We start from the raw sequence: 19,648 nt of genomic DNA on the forward strand, positions 1-19,648 counted from the left end.
GGCGGAGGCTTACCCGCAAGCCCCGCCTCGGGCAAGGCTAGCCCCCGGTCCCGAGCGCCGCGATGGCAAGGCTTTGCCGGGACACGGCGGCATCTTGCGCATCATGGCTGACCAGAAGCGCCGGAATTGCGGCCGCGCGCAAATGCTCAGCCACGAAATCGCGCATCCCCGCGCGCAGGGCGGGGTCGAGCGCGGCGAAGGGTTCATCGAGCAAAAGCGCCCCCGGCTGCGCCAGCAGCGCCCGCATCAGCGCGACACGCGCCCTCTGCCCGCCAGAAAGCGTAGCCGGATCGCGTGCGCCGTAGCCCGGAAGGCCTGCGCGCTCCAATGCCTCGCTCACCGCCGCGCGCCGCGCCGTGCGGCCCCGGAACTCGGGCGACAGGCCAAAGGCAAGATTGTCGCCGACCGACAGATGCGGGAACAGAAGCGCTTGCTGGAAGATCACGCCCACCCCGCGCCGCTCGGGCGGCAGGGCCAGCAGATCGCGCCCGTTCAGGCGAACCTGTCCGCTCAGAACGAAGCCGCGCGGCAGTTGCCCCGCGATACCGGCGATCAGGCTTGATTTGCCAACGCCCGACGGACCGGTCAGGCAGGCGATCTCGCCCGGCGCGATGCGCAGGCTGAGCGGCGCAAAGAGCGGCGCGGCAGCGCCGGGCGCGGTCAGGCAGAGGTCGTGCAACTCCAGCGTCATGGCGCACGCCCCCCTGAACCGCCCCGGCCATAGGCAGGCAAGGCCAGCGCCAGCGCGAAGGCCAGAAGCGGCAGCACCGCCTGCGCCAGCCCATAGACCGCAGCCACCCGCCGATCAGCCCCCGAGGCCAGAGCCACCGCCTCGGTCGTCAGCGTCGCCACCCGCCCCGCACCGGGCAGCAGAACCGCCAGATACTGCGCGACCGAGACGGCAAACCCCACCGCCGCCGCAGCCGCGATGGGCCGCGCCAGCAGCGGCAGCCGCACCCGCCACAGCTGTCGCCACGGCCCCGCCCCAAGGCTTGCCGCCGCGCGCAGCTGATCGGGGTCGAGCGCCCGCCACGGCCCGCCAAGCGACAGTAGCACATAGGGAAAGACGAAAAGCACCTCGGCCCAGATCACCGCGAGCGGTCCGGCGGGCAGGCCGAGCCACAAGAACCCCGTCGTCAGCCCCTGCAAGAACCCGATCTGCGGTAGCAACAAGGGCGCCACGATAATCGCCCCAAGGCGCAACGGGCGACCCGCGCGATGCTCGCCCTCCAGCACCGCGACCGCCAGCGCAAGCGCCAGAGACACGCTCGCCAGCCCCAGCCAGAGGCTGCGCAGCGCCACGGCAATCCAGTCGCCCCGCGCCCAGAGGGCAAGGCTCAGCCCCTCGGGCCAGAGGTCTGGAAAGCGCCAGACCCCGGTAATGCTCCAGAGTGCCAGTACCGCCATGGCCGCGACGAACAACCCGCCTTGGGCGGCCATCACAACTGACCCCGGCCAGCGACGCGCGATGCCGCGCCGCCCACGGCGCAGGGCCATAAGGCCGAAGGCCGTGCAGGCACGCTCGGCCAGCCACCAGATGCCCGCCAGCGCGGCGGTTATTGCGACCAATCCAATGGCCAGCACCGAGGCCTCGGCCTGCCGCATCTCGGGCGCGGTATAAAGGCGCAGAATCTGCACGGCCAGCGTCGGCGGGTGCGAGGGGCCAAGGATCAGCGCCATGTCCACTACTGACAGCCCATAGGCCAGCACGATGAACACCGGCAGCCTCAGGCCGGGATAAAGCTGCGGCCAGATGACCCGCGCCCAGACCCGCCCCGGCGCGTAGCCAAGGCTGCGCCCCACCGCCATCTGCCCCGTGACATCGACCTGCGAGGCCGAGGCCAGCGTCATCAGCAAGAGGAACGGCAACTCCTTCAGCACCAGCCCCAGAACCAGTGCCGCCCCATAGGGATCGCCGGGCAGCGGCCATGCAGGCGGCACGGCCCAGCCCAAAACCTGCGCCAACGCGCGCCCGAACCAGCCCGAAGGGGCGATCAGGAATGCCAGCCCGATCGCCAGCGCCGCATGGGGCACCGCCAGCATCGGCGCCAGCCAGCGCGCGGCCCATGGCCGGCCCATGATCCACAGCCCGAGCGGCACTGACAACGCCAGCGAAAGCACCGTCGCGCCAATCCCGGTGACCAGCGTAAGCCGCAGACCGCCCCACAGCCCCGGCTGCGCCAGAACCGCTGCCCAATCCGCACCCCATGCTGTGGCCAGAGTCAGCCCGACGCCCACCAGAACCGGCGCGCCAATCAGCATCGCGACAAGGGCGCGCAGCCAGATCACGGGGTGTAGCGCTTCGCCCAATCCGCGGTCAGGCGGGTCATCCAGCTTGGATGCGGCTCGGGCAGGGTCGGGCCAAGCTGCTCCAGCGTCGGCAGCGCGGGGGCCGAGGGCAGCGCCGCGAAAGCCGCGAGGGCCGCGTCGTCCAGCTTGGACGGGTCAAGAACCGAATAGCTGCCCAGAACGTTCACATCCTGCATATGCGCCTGCGTCGCCGGGTCGAGCAGGAAATTCGCCACCACCTCGGCCCCGGCGCGATTGGCCGCGTTGAACGGGATCGCCACGAAAGAGACATTGCCGATCGTGCCGCCCTCGGGGGTGAAGACGCGCACGCTTTCGGGCAGAACCCCTTGGGCGATCAGCGCGGCGGGCGCGGCCGGATCGAAGAACATGGCAATATCGACCTCGCCATCGGCCAGAAGCTGCGCCTGCACGCTTTCATTCTCGGGGAAGGCCTGCCCCGCGCGCCACAGGTTCGGGCGCAGCGCGTCATACCAGGCCCAAAGCGGCGCAGTCTGCGCGGCATAACCTGCATCGGTGACCGGAGCGGCCAGCGCGGCGGGATCGGGTGCAAGCTCGGCCAGCGCCTGTTTCAGGACGGTCGCGCCCATGAAATTGGCCGGGTTCGGATGCGTCAGCCGCCCCGGATGCGCCGCCGCCCAAACCGGGAAATCAGCCATGCGCGCAGGAGGCTCGACCCGCGCGGCATCATGGGCAAAGACAAACTTGGCCAGCCGCCAGGGCGCCTCCATCCCCTCGACCGGCACGGTGAAATCGGTGGCCGCGGGCGCGCCTTCGGAAAGATCAAGATACCGCGCATTGGGCAGATCAGCCACGAAGGGGCCGTGCAGCAGCCCCGCCTCTTTCATCGCCAGAAAGTTCGGCCCGTTGATCCAGATGAGGTCTACTGCCCCGCCCGTTTTCTGCCCGGCGGCCTTCTCGGCCTGCACACGGGCAACCGCCTCGGTGGTGTCCGACAGCTTGACCTGCGTGACCTTGACGCCGAACTGCTCCTCGGTTTGCGCACCGACCCAAGCGATGAAATCATTGGTACGCTGATCGCCGCCCCAGGCGTTGAAATAGACCGTCTGGCCCCGCGCCTCGGCCAGGGTCTCGGACCAGTCCGCCAGCGCGGGGCTGGCCGCCAGCATCAGTGCAAGCGCAAGAAATCGCATGGATCATCCTTTGTCGAAGGCCCGCCAGCCCATGGCCCAGCGGGTCAGAGTGGTCACGCCGCAGGCCGCGGCGAAGAGATAGGCCAACGCGGGAAACGCCGTAGGCCAGAGGCAGATCAGTACGAAGAAGGCAATGGTTTCCGCCCCCTCGGTCAGACCGCCCAGATAGTAGATGCCCTTGGCCGGGAAGGCTTCGGCCCGCATCCCGCGCTTGGCGGCGATGGTCGAGAAAGCCAGAAAGCTTGACCCCGTGCCGACGAAAGCGGCGATCAGCACGGCGGCGGGCAGCGCATTCGCCTGCCGATCGGCCAGCGCAAAGCCCAAGGGCACCAAAGCGTAGAAAACGAAATCGAGCGCGATATCGAGGAACGCTCCCCGGTCGGTTGCCCCCCTCAGCCGCGCGATCGCGCCATCGAGCCCGTCGGCCAGCCGGTTGAGCAAGATCAGCGCCAGCGCGGCGCCGAAGGCCTGCATCGCCAGCGCCGGCACTGCCGCAAGCCCAAAACCAAAACCCGCCAGCGTTACCTGATCTGCGCGCACCCCCGCCGCCACAAGGGCGCGGGCGGGGGGCTCCATCATCCGGCGCAGCGCCGGGGCGATCAGCGCGTCGATCATCCGCGCCTCCATGCATGAAACCGTGCGGCCAGCGCTAGGAGGCGCGGGTTGACGCGCGCCTGCCGCCAGCGACCGGCGGCGTTCTTGGCGGCCTCGGACCACGACGGGTAGATATGCGGCGTCGAGAGGATCTTGCCCAAGCCCAGCCCGTGACGCATCGCCAGGGTGAATTCGGACAGGATCTCGGGGGCATGGGGGCCGACCACGGTAGCGCCCAGAATCCGGTCGCTCCCCTTCGCCGTCAGCACCTGAACGAAACCAGAGCCTTCGCCTTCGGTCACGGCCCGGTCGAGATCGGCCAGCGGATAGCGGGTGATGTCATGGGCCAGCCCCTGCGCCTGCGCCTCGGCCACGCTCAGACCGACGCGGGCGACCTCAGGCGCGGTGAAAACCGCATGGGGAATCGGTGCCTCGGCCCGGAACCGCCAGAATGGCGCCGCCAGCGCATTCGCCGCCGCGATCCAGCCCTGATGGCCGGCGGCATTCGTGAGTTGCAGCGGCCCCGCCGCATCGCCCGCCGCGTAGATGCCGGGGACAAGCGTTTGCAGATAGTCGTCAGTCTCGATCACCGGGCCAGCAGCGATGCCCAGATCCTCAAGCCCCATCCCCTCGATCCGGGCGCGCCGCCCCGTCGCAAGCAAAAGCGTGCCGAAGGGAACCTCGGCGCCATCCTCCAGCACCGCCACGCCCGGCGCAAAACGCACGACGCGCGCCTCGATCAGCCGCACGCCGTCCGCCTCAAGTCCCGCGCGCACAAGGGCCGCGGCCTCGGGCTCCTCGTGCGCAAGGATCGCGCCTGCCTCGATCAGCGTCACCCCCGCGCCAAGCCGCGCCAGCGCCTGCGCCAACTCGCATCCCATCGCCCCACCGCCTAGGATCAAGAGATCGCGCGGCGGGGCGTCAAGCTGCGCCAGATGCTCCCACAGGGTTTCCGAGGTCAGCGGCGCGGCGGCTTCGATACCGGGAATCGGTGGGATAACCGGCGCGGCGCCGGTGGCCAGAACGATGGCGCGGGCGCTCAACCGCTGGCCGTCCACCTCGACCGTCCAGGGATCGACAAGGCGCGCGCGGCCCCGCAGCACCTCGACGCCCAAGCCGCGATAGCGTTCCTCGGAATCGTTCGGCTCAATGGCGGTGATGGCCCGGCGCACATGTGCCATGACGGTGGAAAAATCGACCTGCGCCTGCCCGGCTACGCCCAGCCCCGGGTTGCCGCGCGCCGCCACCGCCGCACGGGCGGCAGCGATCAGCGCCTTCGAGGGCACGCAGCCGTAGTTCAGGCAATCGCCCCCCATCGGCCCCTCAGCGATCAGCGTGACGCGCGCCTTGGCCGCCGCCGCGACATAGGCCGCGACCAGCCCTGCGGCACCGCCACCGATCACGATCAGATTGCAATCGAACCTGGCGGGCCGGGGCCAGCGCGCGGCCCGCCTGCGTGCCTCGATCAGCCGCAGCACCAGTCGCGTGATCCAGGGCAGAACGCCAAGCAGCACGAAGGCGCCGATCAGGCCGGGGCTGAGCACGTCCGAGAGGCTCTCGATCCGGCCAAGCTGGGTGCCTGCGAAGACGAAGGCCGCCGTGCCGGGCAGCATCCCCAACTGGCTGACGCCGTAAAACGTGGCCGCGCGCATCGGCGTCAGGCCAAAGGCGAGGTTCACCGCGAAGAACGGCACAAGCGGGATAAGTCGCAGGGAAAACAGGTAAAACGCCCCGTCGCGCGCCAGCCCCTTGTCGATCCGGGCCGCACGCGGGCCGAGGCGAGCACGCACCCAGTCGCGCGCTAGATAGCGTGCCACCAGAAAGGCCAAGCTGGCGCCGACGCTTGAAGCGAAGGACACGAGCGCCAGCGCCCCCCAGAAGCCAAACAGTGCCCCGGCAAGCAAAGTCATCCAGACCGCGAAGGGCAACGAGGCCGCGACCACCGCGACATAGACCCCGAAGAACGCTGCCGGCAGCACGCCGGGATGCTCGGCACGCCATGCCTCAAGCCGCGCCAGCAGGTCGCGCAGCGCGCCCGGATCGGGATCGGCCGCCCAGATCACCCCCGCGAGGCCAAGGGCGATCAAGGCGATGAACAGGATCGGTTTGCGCAAGCGGTTTCCCTTCGGTGGATTGCCCCAGACATATCGGGCGACTAGCCTCAAAGTCCATCTTGCATTCCCCTCCCGTCTGGCCAATTCGTCTACGCGGACACAGGCGTTACACGTCGAGAGGCAGACGATGTATTTTCTGGGCATGGATGGCGGAGGCACCGGCTGCCGCGCCGCATTAAGTGACATTGACGGCCATATCCTGGGCGAGGGCCGCGCGGGCTCCGCAAACATGGCCTCGGATTTCGAGGGCGCGCTCGGCAATATCCTGAGCGCGGCCGAGCAGGCACTGGCCGGGCGCGATCCGGGCCAGGTGCGCGCCGTGCTGGGGCTTGCCGGGTCGAATTTCTCGGGCATGGGCGCCCGCATGGAAGCCGCGCTGCCGTTTCGCGCACGCGTGGTTCAGGACGTCGCGACCTCGGTGCGCGGCGCGCTTGGCACGGCGGACGGGATCGTCGCGGCCATCGGCACGGGATCGGTCTTCGCGCGCCAGAGCGACGGGCAGATCCGCGCAATCGGCGGCTGGGGCCTGCGCTTGGGCGACGAGGCCTCGGGCGCCTGGATCGGGCGCGCGCTTTTGATGCGCGCCACGCGGATGCTTGATGGCTACATCCCGCCCACCCCCCTTCTCGCGCAGATCGCGGGTGAGTTGGGCGGCGCCCCTGGCATCGTGACCTTCAGCCTGCGCGCGACGGCTGCGGAATATGCCGCCCTTGCCCCGCGCGTGCTGGCGGCCGAGGCGACCGATCCGGCCGCCGCCCATGTGCTGGATGCGGCGCGGGCCGAGATCCGCTCGGCCATCCAGATCCTGCAACCGCGCGAGGCGCCGCTGCCCGTCGTCTGGATTGGCGGCCTTGGCCCGAAACTTGCGCTGACGGACTGGCCCATGCAATCGCCCCTTGGCACTTCCCTCGACGGCGCGCTACTGATGGCCCGCGAGGAGAGCACATGGCAGACCTGATCCTGACTGGCGCAAAGATTTTCGACGGCGAGAGCTGGCACGAAAATCATGCGCTGGTGCTGCGTCAGGGGAAAATCGCCACTCTGGTGTCGGAAGACATGGCCCCTGACGGCCCGCGCGAGCAGATCAGCGGCACCTTGGCCCCGGGCCTGATCGACCTTCAACTGAACGGTGGTGGTGGGGTGATGCTGGACGGTGCGGCCAGCGTGCAAAGCATTGCGACGATCTGCGAGGCCCATGCGCGGCTTGGCGCAACCGGCATCCTGCCCACGTTGATCACCGACAGCGCCGCCGCAACGCAGACCGTGCTCGCCGCTGCCATCGCCGCCGTGCCGCGTGTGCCGGGCTTTCTGGGCCTGCACCTCGAAGGCCCGCACCTCGATCCGCGCCGCCCCGGCTGCCATCCGCGCCAGCATATCCGCCCGATGACGGAAGAGGATATCGAGGTCCTGCTGGAAGCCGTAACCGGCCTGCCCGCGCTGATGATCACGCTGGCCCCCGCCGCCGTCACGCCGGAACAGATCGCACGGCTGGTCGGCAATGGCATCATCGTCAGCCTCGGCCACAGCGACTGCACCTATGACGAGGCCCGCGCCGCGATCGATGCCGGTGCAAGCGTCGTCACGCATCTGTTCAACGCCATGTCGCAGCTTGGCTCGCGCGAGCCGGGCCTTGTGGGCGCGGCGCTCGATCTGCCGGTGGATGTGGGGCTGATCGCCGATGGCATCCATGTCCATCCGGCTACCCTGCGCATGGCGCTGGCAGCCAAACGCCACGGGCGCATGTTCCTTGTGTCGGACGCGATGGCCGCCGCCGGCACCGATCTGGCCGAATTCGACCTTGCGGGCCAGCGCATCCTGCGCCGCGAAGGCGCGCTGCGGCTGGAGAACGGAACGCTCGCCGGGGCCGATCTCAGCCTGCCGCAGGCGATCCGCACGCTGATCACTCAGGCCGGGGTGCCTGCCGGACAAGCCATCGCGATGGCCAGCGCCATTCCCGCCTCGGTCATCGGCGCGCGCGCCGGGCGCATCGCGCCGGGGCTGCCCGCCGATCTGGTGCTCTTTGATGACGACTGGAACCTGACCCGCGTCTGGCGCGCGGGCAAGGCGCTTCAGGCGAACTCTTCGACCGCGTAGCCCTGAATGTAGAGCAGTGCCGACAGGTCGCCGTGGTTGATGCGGATATCGCATTGCGCCGCGACCGAGGGCTTGGCGTGCAGCGCAACGCCCGCGCCCGCAAGGTTCAGCATCCCCAGGTCATTCGCCCCGTCGCCCACCGCCATGACAGCATCATGGGACAGCCCAAGCAGTTCGGTGATCTCGATCAGCGCCTGCACCTTGGCCTCGCGGCCCAGGATCGGGCGCGACGGCACGCCGGTCAGTTTGCCATCCTCGATCATCAGGATATTGGCGCGGTTCTCGTCAAACCCGAGCGTCTCGGCGACGAAACCGGTGAAGGCGGTAAACCCGCCCGATACGAGCGCGCAATAGGCGCCATTGGCCTTCATGGTGCGCAAAAGATCATGGCCACCCGGCATGAAGGTGATGCGCTCTTCGATCACTTGCGTAATGACGCCCTCGGGCAGGCCGCGCAGCAGCCCCACGCGCTCGGTCAGCGCGCCTTCGAAATCCAGCTCGCCATTCATTGCACGGGCGGTGATTTCTTTCACCCGCTCGCCCACGCCCGCCACATCGGCCAGTTCGTCGATGCATTCCTGCTGGATCATCGTGCTGTCCATATCGGCCAGAAGCATCTGCTTGCGCCGCCCCGCCTCGGGCTGCACCACCAGATCGAGGCCGAGCGCCTGCATCCCTTCCCAGACCGACCAGCGGTTGGCCGGGATCGCCTCAATCGGAAACTCGGCGGCCACACCGGGGTTGAGCCAACGCACATCGCCCCCCGCCCAGGCATCGCGCAGCGATTCTACCGCGATGCGCTCAAGATTGGCGGATTTCGGGTCGGCAAGCAGGGTGACGATATACATGGGCAAGGTCCGCTAGGTTATCCGGTCGGGCGCTGACGCGCAGTCCGCCGCGCCTTATCGCAAAACACAGCGCGGTGCAAAGGTGGCGCGGCCCGTGGGGCGAAGTTTCCGATAGTGAACGCCGATGTCGCTTTCGTGTGCAGATGCGGCGTATTGGACCAATTTTCCTCTTGTGCGGAATCACGCGCCCCCGTATTTGCGGCGGCGGGACACCTCTCCCCAACGAGAGGCGTTTATCTGGAAGGATACCATTGATGGCTAACCAAGCTCCGGCCGCGCGGCCGGCCAATCCGCGCTTCTCCTCGGGCCCCTGCTCGAAGATCCCCGGTTTCTCCCTCGATATGCTTGCCGACGCGCCCCTGGGCCGTTCGCACCGTGCCGCTGTCGGCAAGGCCAAGCTGAAAGAGGCGATCGACCTCACCCGCGAAATTCTGGGCGTGCCCGCGGATTACCGCATCGGCATCGTTCCCGCCTCGGACACCGGCGCCGTCGAAATGGCGCTGTGGTCGCTGCTGGGCGCCCGCCCTGTCACCATGTGCGCCTGGGAATCGTTTGGTTCGGGCTGGGTGACCGACGTGGTCAAGCAGCTCAAGCTCGACGCGACCGTCAAGGAAGCCGGTTACGGCGACATCGTTGACTTCGCGACCGTCGATTTCAACACCGACGTCGTTTTCACCTGGAACGGCACCACCTCGGGCGTGCGCGTGGCCAATGGCGATGCGATCCCGGCCGACCGCGAAGGCCTGACCATCTGCGACGCGACCTCCGCCGCGTTTGCCATGGAACTGCCCTGGGACAAGCTCGACGTCACCACCTTCTCCTGGCAGAAGGTTCTGGGTGGCGAGGGTGGCCACGGCGTGCTGATCCTGTCGCCCCGCGCTGTCGAGCGTCTGGAAAGCTACAAGCCCGCGTGGCCGCTGCCCAAGATCTTCCGCATGACCAAGGCTGGCAAGCTGATCGAAGGTATCTTCGTCGGCGAGACCATCAACACCCCCTCGATGCTCTGCGTCGAAGACTATCTGGTGGCGATGAAATGGGCGCAAACCGTGGGCGGCCTGAAAGGGCTCGTTGCACGCGCCGAAGCCAATGCGAAAGTGGTGTGGGATTTCTGCGCCGCCCGTCCGTGGATCGCGAACCTCGCCAATGACCCGGCGACGGCCTCGACCACCTCGGTCTGCCTGAAGTTCACCGACGAGCGCATCAAGGACGGCGCCGCCTTCGCCAAGGCCGTGGCCAAGCGTCTCGAGAAAGAGGGCGTCGCCCTTGATATCGGCGCTTACCGCGACGCCCCGGCGGGCCTGCGCATCTGGTGCGGCTCGACCATCGAGGCGGCGGATGTCGCGGCGCTGATGCCCTGGCTCGAATACGCCTTCGAGGCGGAAATCGCGGCGCAAGCCTGATTTGCGAAGTCCGATGGGCGCCCCGGCGGCGCCCGTCCTTCCCCAGATTACATCAAGATTCAGGAGCCCCAGAAATGGCCCCCAAGGTTCTCATCTCCGACGAACTCTCCGACGCCGCCGTGCAGATCTTCCGCGACCGCGGGATCGAGGTGGATTTCCAGCCGAAGCTCGGCAAGGACAAGGAAAAGCTGGCCGAGATCATCGGCAACTATGACGGTCTCGCGATCCGCTCGGCCACCAAGGCCACCGCAGCGCTGCTCGAAAAGGCCACCAACCTCAAGGTGATCGGCCGCGCCGGTATCGGTGTCGACAACGTCGACAAGGAAGCCGCGTCCAAGAAGGGTGTCATCGTCATGAACACCCCCTTCGGCAACATGATCACCACCGCCGAGCACGCCATTGCGATGATGTTCGCCGTGGCCCGCCAGATCCCCGAGGCCTCGGCCTCGACCCATGCGGGCAAGTGGGAAAAGTCGAAGTTCATGGGCGTCGAGCTGACCGCCAAGACGCTTGGCGTCATCGGTGCGGGCAACATCGGCGGCATCGTGTGCGACCGCGCCAAGGGCCTGAAAATGAAGGTCATCGCGTTCGACCCCTTCCTGTCGGAAGAAAAGGCCGAGAAGATGGGCGTAGAGAAGGTGGAACTGGAAGAGCTGCTCAAGCGCGCCGATTTCATCACCCTGCACGTGCCGCTGACCGACTCGACCCGCAACATCCTGTCGCGTGAGAACCTCGAGAAAACCAAGCCCGGCGTGCGCATCATCAACTGCGCCCGTGGCGGTCTGGTTGATGAAGAGGCGCTGGCCGACCTGCTGAAATCGGGCCATGTCGCGGGCGCTGCCTTCGACGTGTTCTCGGTCGAGCCCGCCACCGAAAACCCGCTGTTCGGTCTGCCGAACGTGGTCTGCACCCCGCACCTGGGCGCCGCGACCACCGAAGCGCAAGAGAACGTGGCCCTTCAGGTCGCCGAGCAGATGTCGAACTACCTGCTCGACGGCGCTGTCGAGAACGCGCTCAACATGCCTTCGATGACCGCCGAAGAGGCCAAGGTCATGGGTCCGTGGGTGAAGCTGTCGGAATACCTGGGCGGTTTCGTCGGCCAGATGACCGATGAGCCGATCAAGGCGATCAACATCACCTATGATGGCCTCGTGTCGAAGATGAACCTCAAGGCGCTCGACTGCGCCGTTGTCGCCGGCATCATGCAGCGCGCCAACCCCGATGTGAACATGGTCTCGGCCCCGGTGATCGCGAAAGAGCGCGGCATCCAGATCTCGACCACCACGCAGGACAAGTCGGGCGTGTTCGACGGCTACGTCAAGGTTACCGTGGTCACCGACGCGCGTGAGCGTTCGATCGCGGGCACCGTGTTCTCGGATGGCAAGCCGCGCTTCATCCAGATCAAGGGCATCAACGTGGACGCCGAAGTCGGCAACCACATGCTCTACACCACCAACAAGGACGTGCCCGGCATCATCGGCAAGCTCGGCACGCTGCTTGGCAACCACGACGTGAACCTCGCGAACTTCACCCTGGGCCGCTCGGCCGCGGGTGGCGAAGCGATCGCCATCGCCTATCTCGACAACGCGCTCGACGCCTCGATCGTGGCCGAGCTCGAGGCGACCGGTCTCTTCCAGCAGGTGAAACCGCTGGAATTCAACGTCGACTGAGCTAAGTTCGCACCATGCCCAAGGGCCCCTCGCCACGGCGGGGGGCCCTATTCATTGGAACGAGAATGCGCATCTACGCCATCGGTGACATCCACGGCCAGCTTGACCGCCTCAAGGCGGCGCACGCGCTGATCGAAAGCGACCGCCGCGACACCGGCGACACCGACGCCCGCGTCGTGCATGTCGGCGATCTGGTGGACCGTGGTCCACGCTCGGCCGGGGTGATCGACTATCTGATGCAGGGACAGGCCGACGGGCGCCCGTGGGAGGTGCTGCGCGGCAATCACGACCGGATGTTCCTGGGCTTTCTGGACGACCCCTATTACCACGACCCGATGCTGCGCTTCGGCATCGAATGGCTGCACCCACGGGTCGGAGGCTGCACCACGCTTGAATCCTACGGCGTCGCCAATGCCGAGGACCGCCCGCTTGATCAGGTGCACCGCGACGCAGTCGCTGCGGTGCCCGCTCGCCATCGCGAATGGCTGGCCGCGCTGCCGATCCGGCTGCGCTCGGAACGGGCGTTCTTCGCCCATGCCGGGGTCCGTCCGGGGTTGGATCTGGACGCGCAGGTCGAGGACGATCTGCTCTGGATCCGGCGGGAATTCCTTGACGACCGGCGCGATCACGGGGTGCTTGTCGTGCATGGCCATACAGCCATTGATGAGGTTACCCACTATGGCAACCGCATCAACCTCGACACCAGCGCGGGCTACGGCGGGCCGGTCTCAGCCGTCGTGATTGAAGGCGACGAGGTCTGGCTGCTGAGCGAAAGCGGGCGGGTTCCCCCCGCGGCGGGCTGAACCGGGCGTTTTTCGCGGCAAATATTCGCCTGACCCTCGTTTCTGGGCGTTATTTCCCTAACGGAAACTGGCGCAATTGGATTTCGCACGATAACGTCCGATTCGAACCAACGAGGGGGACCCTACATGACTGGCATCGTTATCCTTTCCGGCGCGCGCACCGCTATCGGTACTTTCGGCGGAAGCCTTGCGGGCTTTTCGCCCATCGATCTGGCCACGCTGGTCAACAAGGCCGCGATCGAGCGCGCCGGGATCAGCGCCGACAAGATCGGCCAGGTCGTGCTGGGCCATGTGATCAATACCGAACCGCGCGACATGTATGTCTCGCGCGTGGCCTCGGTCCAGGCCGGCGTTCCGGTCGGCACCCCGGCGATGAACGTCAACCGTCTGTGCGGCTCGGGCGCTCAGGCCATCGTCTCGGCCACCCAGTCGCTGATGCTGGGCGATGCCGATTTCGCGCTGGCTGGCGGTGCGGAATGCATGAGCCGCGCCCCCTACATCATCCCCTCCGCCCGTTTCGGCCAGAAGATGGGCGACACCAGCGTTATCGACATGATGGTTGGCGCGCTGACCTGCCCCTTCGGCACCGGCCACATGGGCGTGACCGCCGAGAACGTCGCCTCGGAATGCGAGATCACCCGTGAAGAGCAAGACGCCTTCGCGCTGGAAAGCCAGAACCGCGCCGCCGCAGCCATCGCCGCTGGCGTCTTCAAGGATGAGATCGTCCCGGTCGAGATCGTCTCGCGCAAGGGCACCGTGGTCTTCGACACCGACGAGCACCCCAAGGCGACCTCGCTCGACAAGCTCGGCGGGCTGAAGGCCGTGTTCAAGAAGGGCGGCTCGGTCACCGCCGGTAACGCCTCGGGCATCAACGACGGTGCGGCCGCCGTGGTACTGGCGCGTGAAGAGGCCGCCGCCGCTGCGGGCCTTAAGCCGCGCGCCAAGATCCTGGGCTACACGGTTTCGGGCGTGCGCCCCGAGGTGATGGGCCTTGGCCCGATCCCGGCCGTGCAGCAGCTGTGCGAAAAGATCGGCCTGAACGTGTCGGACTTCGACGTGATCGAGTCGAACGAAGCCTTCGCCGCGCAGGCGCTGGCCGTCACCAAGGGCCTGGGCCTCGATCCGGCCAAGGTCAACCCGAACGGCGGCGCCATCGCGCTTGGCCACCCGATCGGCGCGACCGGTGCGATCCTGACGGTCAAGGCGCTTCATCACCTGGAGCGCACCGGCGGCAAGCGCGGCCTGATCACCATGTGCATCGGCGGCGGTCAGGGCATCGCCATCGCGATCGAACTCTGCTGAGAGTGATCTGGCGCGGCGGGTCATCCCGCCGCGCCGCTTAAGGGTTAATTCATTCCCCGCTGCCAATCTGCGCCGATGAGCGGAATGGATGTGCGGGGATGAGTGCCAGCATCATCGAAAAACTGGCGCAGGAACGGCGCGCCCGGCTGGCCGCCGAGCGGCTGCTGGAGCAAAAGAAGCGTGAGCTGTTCGCCGCGAACGAAAAGCTGTCGCATCACGCCCGGGCGCTTTCCGACCAGATCGTGCAGCAGCGCCATGGGCTTGAACGCGCCCTGACCGAGGCCGCAACTCTCAAGGGCGAAAACAGCAAGGTACGCTTCGATCTCGCGCGGGCGACCTCGCTTGCGCAAAGCGCGCAGCGGCGTCTGTGGGACGCGCTGGAAACCATCCGCGACGGCTTTGCCCTGTTCGATGACGATCTGCGGCTGGTGGCCGCCAACAAGGCATATTTGTCATTCTTTCGTGGCAATGAGGCCGTCAGCATCGGCACAACCTATGACGCAGTGCTGCGACAGATCGCCGAGAACGGTCTGGTCGAACTGAACGGGCGCGACCCGCAGGATTGGCACCGGCAGATGCTGGCCCGTATCCGCAGCCCGCGCATCGACCCTTTCGTGCTGACCACGCCGCAGGGCCGCCATATCCGCCTGATCGACCGCTGGGGCGAAGACGGCGATCTGGTCTGCCTGTCGCAGGACATCACCGCCATGATCCGCCGCGAGGCCGAGCTGGAAGAGGCCCGCCTGCGCGCCGAAGCCGCGAACCGCGCCAAATCGACCTTCCTCGCCAATATGAGCCACGAGATCCGTACGCCGATGAACGGCGTGGTCGGCATGGCCGAACTGCTGACCGAGACCGAACTGACCGAGGAGCAGCGGCTTTATGCAGAGACCATCCGCTCTTCGGGCGAGGCGCTGCTGGCGATCATCAACGACGTGCTGGATTACTCCAAGATCGAGGCCTCGCGCATCAAGCTGCGCCCCGAGCCCTTCGATCTGGAGCGCTGCCTGCACGAGATCATGGTGCTGCTGCAACCCTCGGCGCGCGAGAAGGGCGTGAACCTGCTGGTCGATTACGACCTCTTCCTACCCACGCGCTTCATCGCCGATCCGGGGCGGATGCGGCAGATCCTGATGAACCTGATCGGCAATGCGGTAAAATTCACCCCCTCGGGCCATGTCCTTGCCCGCGTCGTCGGCTTCGAGGGCGAGGACGCCGCCTATGAACTGCACATCACCGTCGAGGACACCGGCATCGGCATCGCACCCGAGCATGTCGAGCATATCTTCGGCGAGTTCAACCAGGTCGACAGTGCCGCGAACCGCAAGTTCGAGGGGACCGGGCTTGGCCTTGCCATCACGCGCCAACTGATCGAACTGATGGGCGGCGCGCTCTGGGTCGATAGCGAGTTGGGCGCGGGGGCCTGCTTTGGCTTTCGCCTCTCCCTGCCCCGCGCCGAGCCACCCAACGCCGCCAACCCGCCCGGCCCGCCGATCGCACTGCGCAGTGCGCTGGTCATCGACCCGATGCTGGTCAACCGCGCCGTCGTCGCGCGGCAGCTGGAGGCCTGCGGGCTTGCCGTCAGCGCAAGTCAGGATGTCGAGGAGGCGCTGAGGCTGATCGAGGCCGGCGGGCGGTTCGACGTGATCCTGACCGACGATGCGCCGTCCGGCAGCGAAAGCTCGATCTGCCAAACGCTGCGGGCGCGCGGCGTCACGGCGCCCATTCTTCTGGTCACGGCCCACCGCGACGCGGTGACCGGGGATTGCTTCTGCGCGCGCCTCGACAAGCCGGTGCTGCGCGCAGCGCTTTACCGGGAATTGCAGGCACTCTCCTCCACGCGCGGCGCGCAGAACCGGACGGGCCAACCGCCCCTGCGGCGGATGCGTATCCTTGCGGCCGAGGACAACCTGACCAACCAGCTCGTCTTCTCGAAAATGGTGAAGGATCTGACGATCGAGGTGCATTTCGCCAATAACGGGCATGAGGCGGTGGCACAGTGGCGCGCACTGCGGCCCGATCTGATCTTTATGGATATCTCGATGCCGGGGATGGATGGCTGCGATGCGACCCGTGCGATCCGCGCCGCCGAGACCGAAACCGGGGGCCATGTGCCGATCTGCGCGCTGACCGCCCATGCGATGGAGGGCGACAGCGATCCGCTGTTCGCCGCCGGGGTCGATCATTACCTGACAAAGCCTTTGAAAAAGGGCGCGATTGCCGATCTGATCCACGCCTGCCAGCCCGAGGGCACCCTGCCGATCCTGCCGGAAGAGGCGGTGCAAGCCTAGCGATATTCCTCGATCAGCGACAGGAACACCTCGGCGAAACGCTCGACCTTGGCCTCTCCCATGCCCGCAATCCGCGCCAGATCGCTGCGCGAGCGCGGCTTGGCCTCGGCGATCTTGCGCAGGGTCGATTGCGTGCAGCTCAGGTAGCGATCATTGCCGTGACCGCCATGGGCCAGATCAAGCTGCGCCTGCGCGAGACGGTCGAAGAGCGCCCCCTCCTCGCGCCCGGCAAGCTTCATCCGCGCGGGGTGGATGTCACCCGGCCCCGCCCCGGCGATCACCTCAAGAAAGGCCGCACCGTAACTGTCGAGCTTCTTGGCTCCCACCCCGTTGATCCGCGCCATCTGGTCGATGCTGGCAGGGCGCGCCTCGGCCATCTCGATCAGGGTGCGGTCGGGAAAGATCATGTAGGCGGGCAGGCCCGCAGCCTCGGACAGCGCACGCCGCTTGGCCTTGAGCGCGGACAGAAGCGGCGCGTCCTCGTCTGAGACCAGCGCCTTGACCACGGGCCGCCCCTTGGCCTTGCGGATCAGGTCGCGGCGCAGGGTGATCCCCTCTTCGCCGCGCAGGATCGGGCGGGCGCGATCGGTCATCACCAGCGCGCCGTGACGCTCGACATCGGGGCGCACGAGGTCGTGGCCCATCATCTGCCGGAATACCGCCTGCCACTGCGGACGGCTGAGGTCACGGCCGACGCCGAAGGTGGGCAGCTTGTCATGACCGCGCGCGGTGATGCGCTCGTTCGTGTTGCCCATCAGGATCTCGATCAGGTGGCCCGCGCCATAGCTTTCGCCCGTGCGCAGCGCCGCCGAGAGCGCCTTGCGGACGGCCTCAGTGCCGTCGAAGAGATCGGGCGGGGTTTCGCACAGATCGCAATTTCCGCAGGGCTCGGCCATCTCCTCGCCGAAATAGGCCAGTAGCTTCTGGCGACGGCAGGAATTGGCCTCGGCCAGACCGAGCAGCGCATTGAGGCGCGCGTGATCGGCACCCTTGCGCTCAGACGGCGCGAGGCCCTCGTCGATCTGCTGGCGGCGAAAGCGGATATCGTCGGGGCCATAAAGAGTCAGCGTCTCGGCCGGGGCGCCATCGCGACCCGCGCGGCCGATCTCTTGATAATAGCCCTCAATGGATTTGGGCAGGTCCGCATGGGCGACCCAGCGAATGTCGGGCTTGTCGATCCCCATGCCGAAGGCGACCGTGGCCACCACGATCAGCCCATCCTCGCGCTGAAAGCGGGCCTCGACGGTGCGGCGATCCTCGGCCTCCATCCCGCCGTGATAGTGGCAGGCGGGGTGCCCGGCCTCATTGAGCGCCTTGGCGAGGCTTTCGGTCCGCGCGCGCGAGGCGCAATAGACGATGCCGGACTGACCCCGGCGCGCGGCGGCAAAGCGCAGGATCTGCTGGCGCGGCTGGTCCTTGGGCTCGAACGCCAGATGGATATTGGGCCGGTCGAAGCCGCGCAGGAAGGTCGCCGGGGCCTGGCCGTCAAACAGGCGTGAGACGATCTCGGCGCGGGTTTCCTCGTCGGCGGTGGCCGTGAAGGCGGCCAGCGGCACGCCGAGGGCGCGTTTCAGCTCTCCGATACGCAGATAGTCGGGGCGGAAATCATGGCCCCACTGGCTGACGCAATGCGCCTCATCGACCGCAATCAGCCGCGTGCCCGCGCGCCGCAACAGCCCCAGCGTTGCGACCGAGGCAAGCCGTTCAGGCGCGATGTAGAGCAGCTTGAGGCAGCCCGCATCAATCGCGGCAAAGACCGCCTCGGTCTCTTCCTCGGTATTGCCCGAGGTCAGCGCGCCCGCCTCGACCCCCGCCTCGCGCAGCGCGCGCACCTGATCGCGCATCAGCGCGATCAGCGGCGAGATGACGACCGTCATCCCCGGCAGGCATAGCGCCGGTAGCTGGAAGCACAGCGACTTGCCGCCGCCCGTGGGCATGATGGCCAACGTGTCGCGCCCGGCCAGAACCGCGCGCACAATCTCTTCCTGCCCCGGCCGGAACGCCTGAAACCCGAAGACCGAGGCCAGCAGCGCGCCGGGATCGGGCGCAGGATCGGTCACCGGGTCCAGCATGGATCAATAGCCGAAGAAGAAGCCCGCGTTGTTGATCAGCGCGCGTTGCAGGATGATCACCACGATGAAGGCGACCAGCGGCGCAAGGTCCAGCCCCGGCGTGGCGGGCAAGAAGCGGCGGATGCGCCCGTAGATCGGCTCAAGCAGGTTGTTCAGCCCGTACCAGATCTGCGCGACCAGCGGCTGGCGCAGGTTGAGCACCTGAAAGTTGATCAGCCAGCTCATGATGATATGGGCGATCATGATGAACCAGACGACATTCAGGATCAGGTTGAGGGCCTGAAACAGCGTGACCATGCGAAACCTCCGGGCAATGCGGGATTACAGGTAAGGCAGGCGCGCGGGGGTTGCAACCTTGCGCATTGGCCAAATGCCGCGACGTAGCGGTTGACCTTCATGCTGCAACGCGGCACCGATGGCAGGATTCGGAGGCGCGCATGTATCCAGTTATTCGTATGGCCAAGGCCCTTGTCGCGGGGCGCGGCCAGACACTCGACATTCTCGACACGGTGATCAGCCAGCATCGCGCCTGGCCTTGGGATATCGACCCGTGGAAAGACCTCAATAACGGGCGCATCCTGACGCTGTTCGATCTGGGCCGCATCCAGCTGGCGCAGCGCACCGGGCTGAGCGCGGCGCTGATGCGCAATCGCTGGGGGATCGTGGTCGCTGGCAACACCACACGCTACCGCAAGCGCATCACCATGATGCAACGCTTCGAGATGCGCACCCGCGTCGTCGGCTGGGACAACCGCTTTGTCTATATGGAGCAGAGCATGTGGCGCGGCGCTGAGTGCTGCAACCATGTCCTGATCCGCGGCGCCGTGACCTCGCGCGAGGGGATCGTGCCGCCCATGCAGGTGCTTTCGGCGATGGGGCACAAGGCCGACAGCCCCGAGTTGCCCGGCTGGGTGCACCGCTGGATCGGCGCCGAGCACGAGCGCCCTTGGCCACCGCAGATGTGATCGCCCCTAACCCTTGCGCCGCCACCGCTTTTCG

At 67.2% G+C, this 19,648-nt stretch carries 16 protein-coding genes; 8 read left to right on the plus strand and 8 right to left on the minus strand.

Annotated features, from left to right (window positions below):
- Window positions 1-37 precede the first annotated feature (37 nt).
- From N3C64_RS05945 to N3C64_RS05965, 5 genes are read right to left on the minus strand one after another with little or no spacing between them, the layout of a single operon-like run.
- Window positions 38-691 (minus strand): ATP-binding cassette domain-containing protein, encoded by a 654-nt coding sequence (locus N3C64_RS05945; RefSeq protein WP_260012789.1) that lies wholly within the window; start codon window positions 689-691, stop codon window positions 38-40.
- Window positions 688-2,289 (minus strand): ABC transporter permease, encoded by a 1,602-nt coding sequence (locus tag N3C64_RS05950; protein ID WP_260012797.1) that lies wholly within the window; start codon window positions 2,287-2,289, stop codon window positions 688-690. Before N3C64_RS05950 ends, N3C64_RS05945 begins: the two co-directional genes overlap by 4 nt.
- Entirely contained in the window at window positions 2,286-3,461 is a 1,176-nt protein-coding gene (locus N3C64_RS05955; protein ID WP_260012801.1) for an ABC transporter substrate-binding protein, read from the minus strand. The genes N3C64_RS05950 and N3C64_RS05955 overlap by 4 nt, the downstream gene beginning before the upstream one ends.
- Window positions 3,462-3,464: 3 nt before the next feature.
- Entirely contained in the window at window positions 3,465-4,076 is a 612-nt protein-coding gene (locus tag N3C64_RS05960; protein ID WP_260012807.1) for a CDP-alcohol phosphatidyltransferase family protein, read from the minus strand.
- Window positions 4,073-6,169 carry a dihydrolipoyl dehydrogenase family protein gene (locus tag N3C64_RS05965; RefSeq protein WP_260012809.1) on the minus strand — a complete coding sequence of 699 codons (2,097 nt, stop codon included), beginning with the start codon at window positions 6,167-6,169 and terminating at the stop codon, window positions 4,073-4,075. Before N3C64_RS05965 ends, N3C64_RS05960 begins: the two co-directional genes overlap by 4 nt.
- A 127-nt stretch (window positions 6,170-6,296) precedes the next feature.
- On the opposite strand from N3C64_RS05965, the gene N3C64_RS05970 reads away from it, so the two are divergent.
- Both N3C64_RS05970 and nagA read left to right on the plus strand, forming a co-directional pair.
- Window positions 6,297-7,127 (plus strand): glucosamine kinase nucleotide-binding domain-containing protein, encoded by an 831-nt coding sequence (locus N3C64_RS05970; protein ID WP_218628872.1) that lies wholly within the window; start codon window positions 6,297-6,299, stop codon window positions 7,125-7,127.
- A complete protein-coding gene (gene nagA / locus N3C64_RS05975; RefSeq protein ID WP_260012811.1) occupies window positions 7,115-8,263 on the plus strand; it encodes an N-acetylglucosamine-6-phosphate deacetylase in 1,149 nt (382 codons plus the stop codon). The genes N3C64_RS05970 and nagA overlap by 13 nt, the downstream gene beginning before the upstream one ends.
- Here nagA and serB read toward each other — a convergent pair.
- Window positions 8,239-9,111, minus strand: coding sequence for a phosphoserine phosphatase SerB (gene serB / locus N3C64_RS05980; RefSeq protein ID WP_260012814.1), 873 nt, complete (start codon window positions 9,109-9,111; stop codon window positions 8,239-8,241). The genes nagA and serB overlap by 25 nt on opposite strands.
- Window positions 9,112-9,365: 254 nt before the next feature.
- Here serB and N3C64_RS05985 point away from each other — a divergent pair, with 254 nt between their 5' ends.
- From N3C64_RS05985 to N3C64_RS06005, 5 genes are all read left to right on the plus strand, one after another.
- On the plus strand, window positions 9,366-10,511 hold the full coding sequence (locus N3C64_RS05985; RefSeq protein ID WP_260012816.1) for a phosphoserine transaminase: 1,146 nt from the start codon (window positions 9,366-9,368) through the stop codon (window positions 10,509-10,511).
- 74 nt (window positions 10,512-10,585) lie between these two features.
- On the plus strand, window positions 10,586-12,181 hold the full coding sequence (gene serA, locus N3C64_RS05990; RefSeq protein ID WP_218628876.1) for a phosphoglycerate dehydrogenase: 1,596 nt from the start codon (window positions 10,586-10,588) through the stop codon (window positions 12,179-12,181).
- A 65-nt stretch (window positions 12,182-12,246) separates the two neighbouring features.
- Window positions 12,247-12,984, plus strand: a complete 738-nt coding sequence (locus N3C64_RS05995; protein WP_260012819.1) for a metallophosphoesterase family protein — start codon at window positions 12,247-12,249, stop codon at window positions 12,982-12,984.
- 126 nt (window positions 12,985-13,110) lie between these two features.
- Window positions 13,111-14,286, plus strand: a complete 1,176-nt coding sequence (locus tag N3C64_RS06000) for an acetyl-CoA C-acyltransferase family protein (RefSeq protein WP_218628878.1) — start codon at window positions 13,111-13,113, stop codon at window positions 14,284-14,286.
- A gap of 98 nt (window positions 14,287-14,384) precedes the next feature.
- A complete protein-coding gene (locus tag N3C64_RS06005; protein WP_260012820.1) occupies window positions 14,385-16,577 on the plus strand; it encodes a response regulator in 2,193 nt (730 codons plus the stop codon).
- Here the strand turns inward: N3C64_RS06005 and recQ are convergent.
- Both recQ and N3C64_RS06015 read right to left on the minus strand, forming a co-directional pair.
- Window positions 16,574-18,649 carry a DNA helicase RecQ gene (recQ, locus tag N3C64_RS06010; RefSeq protein WP_260012823.1) on the minus strand — a complete coding sequence of 692 codons (2,076 nt, stop codon included), beginning with the start codon at window positions 18,647-18,649 and terminating at the stop codon, window positions 16,574-16,576. The two genes, N3C64_RS06005 and recQ, sit on opposite strands and share 4 nt — an antisense overlap.
- Before the next feature lie 3 nt (window positions 18,650-18,652).
- Entirely contained in the window at window positions 18,653-18,946 is a 294-nt protein-coding gene (locus N3C64_RS06015; protein ID WP_218628881.1) for a YggT family protein, read from the minus strand.
- Between the two features lie 140 nt (window positions 18,947-19,086).
- On the opposite strand from N3C64_RS06015, the gene N3C64_RS06020 reads away from it, so the two are divergent.
- Complete coding sequence (locus N3C64_RS06020; protein WP_218628882.1) at window positions 19,087-19,614, plus strand: acyl-CoA thioesterase; 528 nt, start codon at window positions 19,087-19,089, stop codon at window positions 19,612-19,614.
- The last annotated feature ends 34 nt before the right edge of the window (window positions 19,615-19,648 follow it).

It is taken from the genome of Sedimentimonas flavescens (assembly GCF_025154035.1).
Taxonomy (GTDB): domain Bacteria; phylum Pseudomonadota; class Alphaproteobacteria; order Rhodobacterales; family Rhodobacteraceae; genus Rhodobacter; species Rhodobacter flavescens.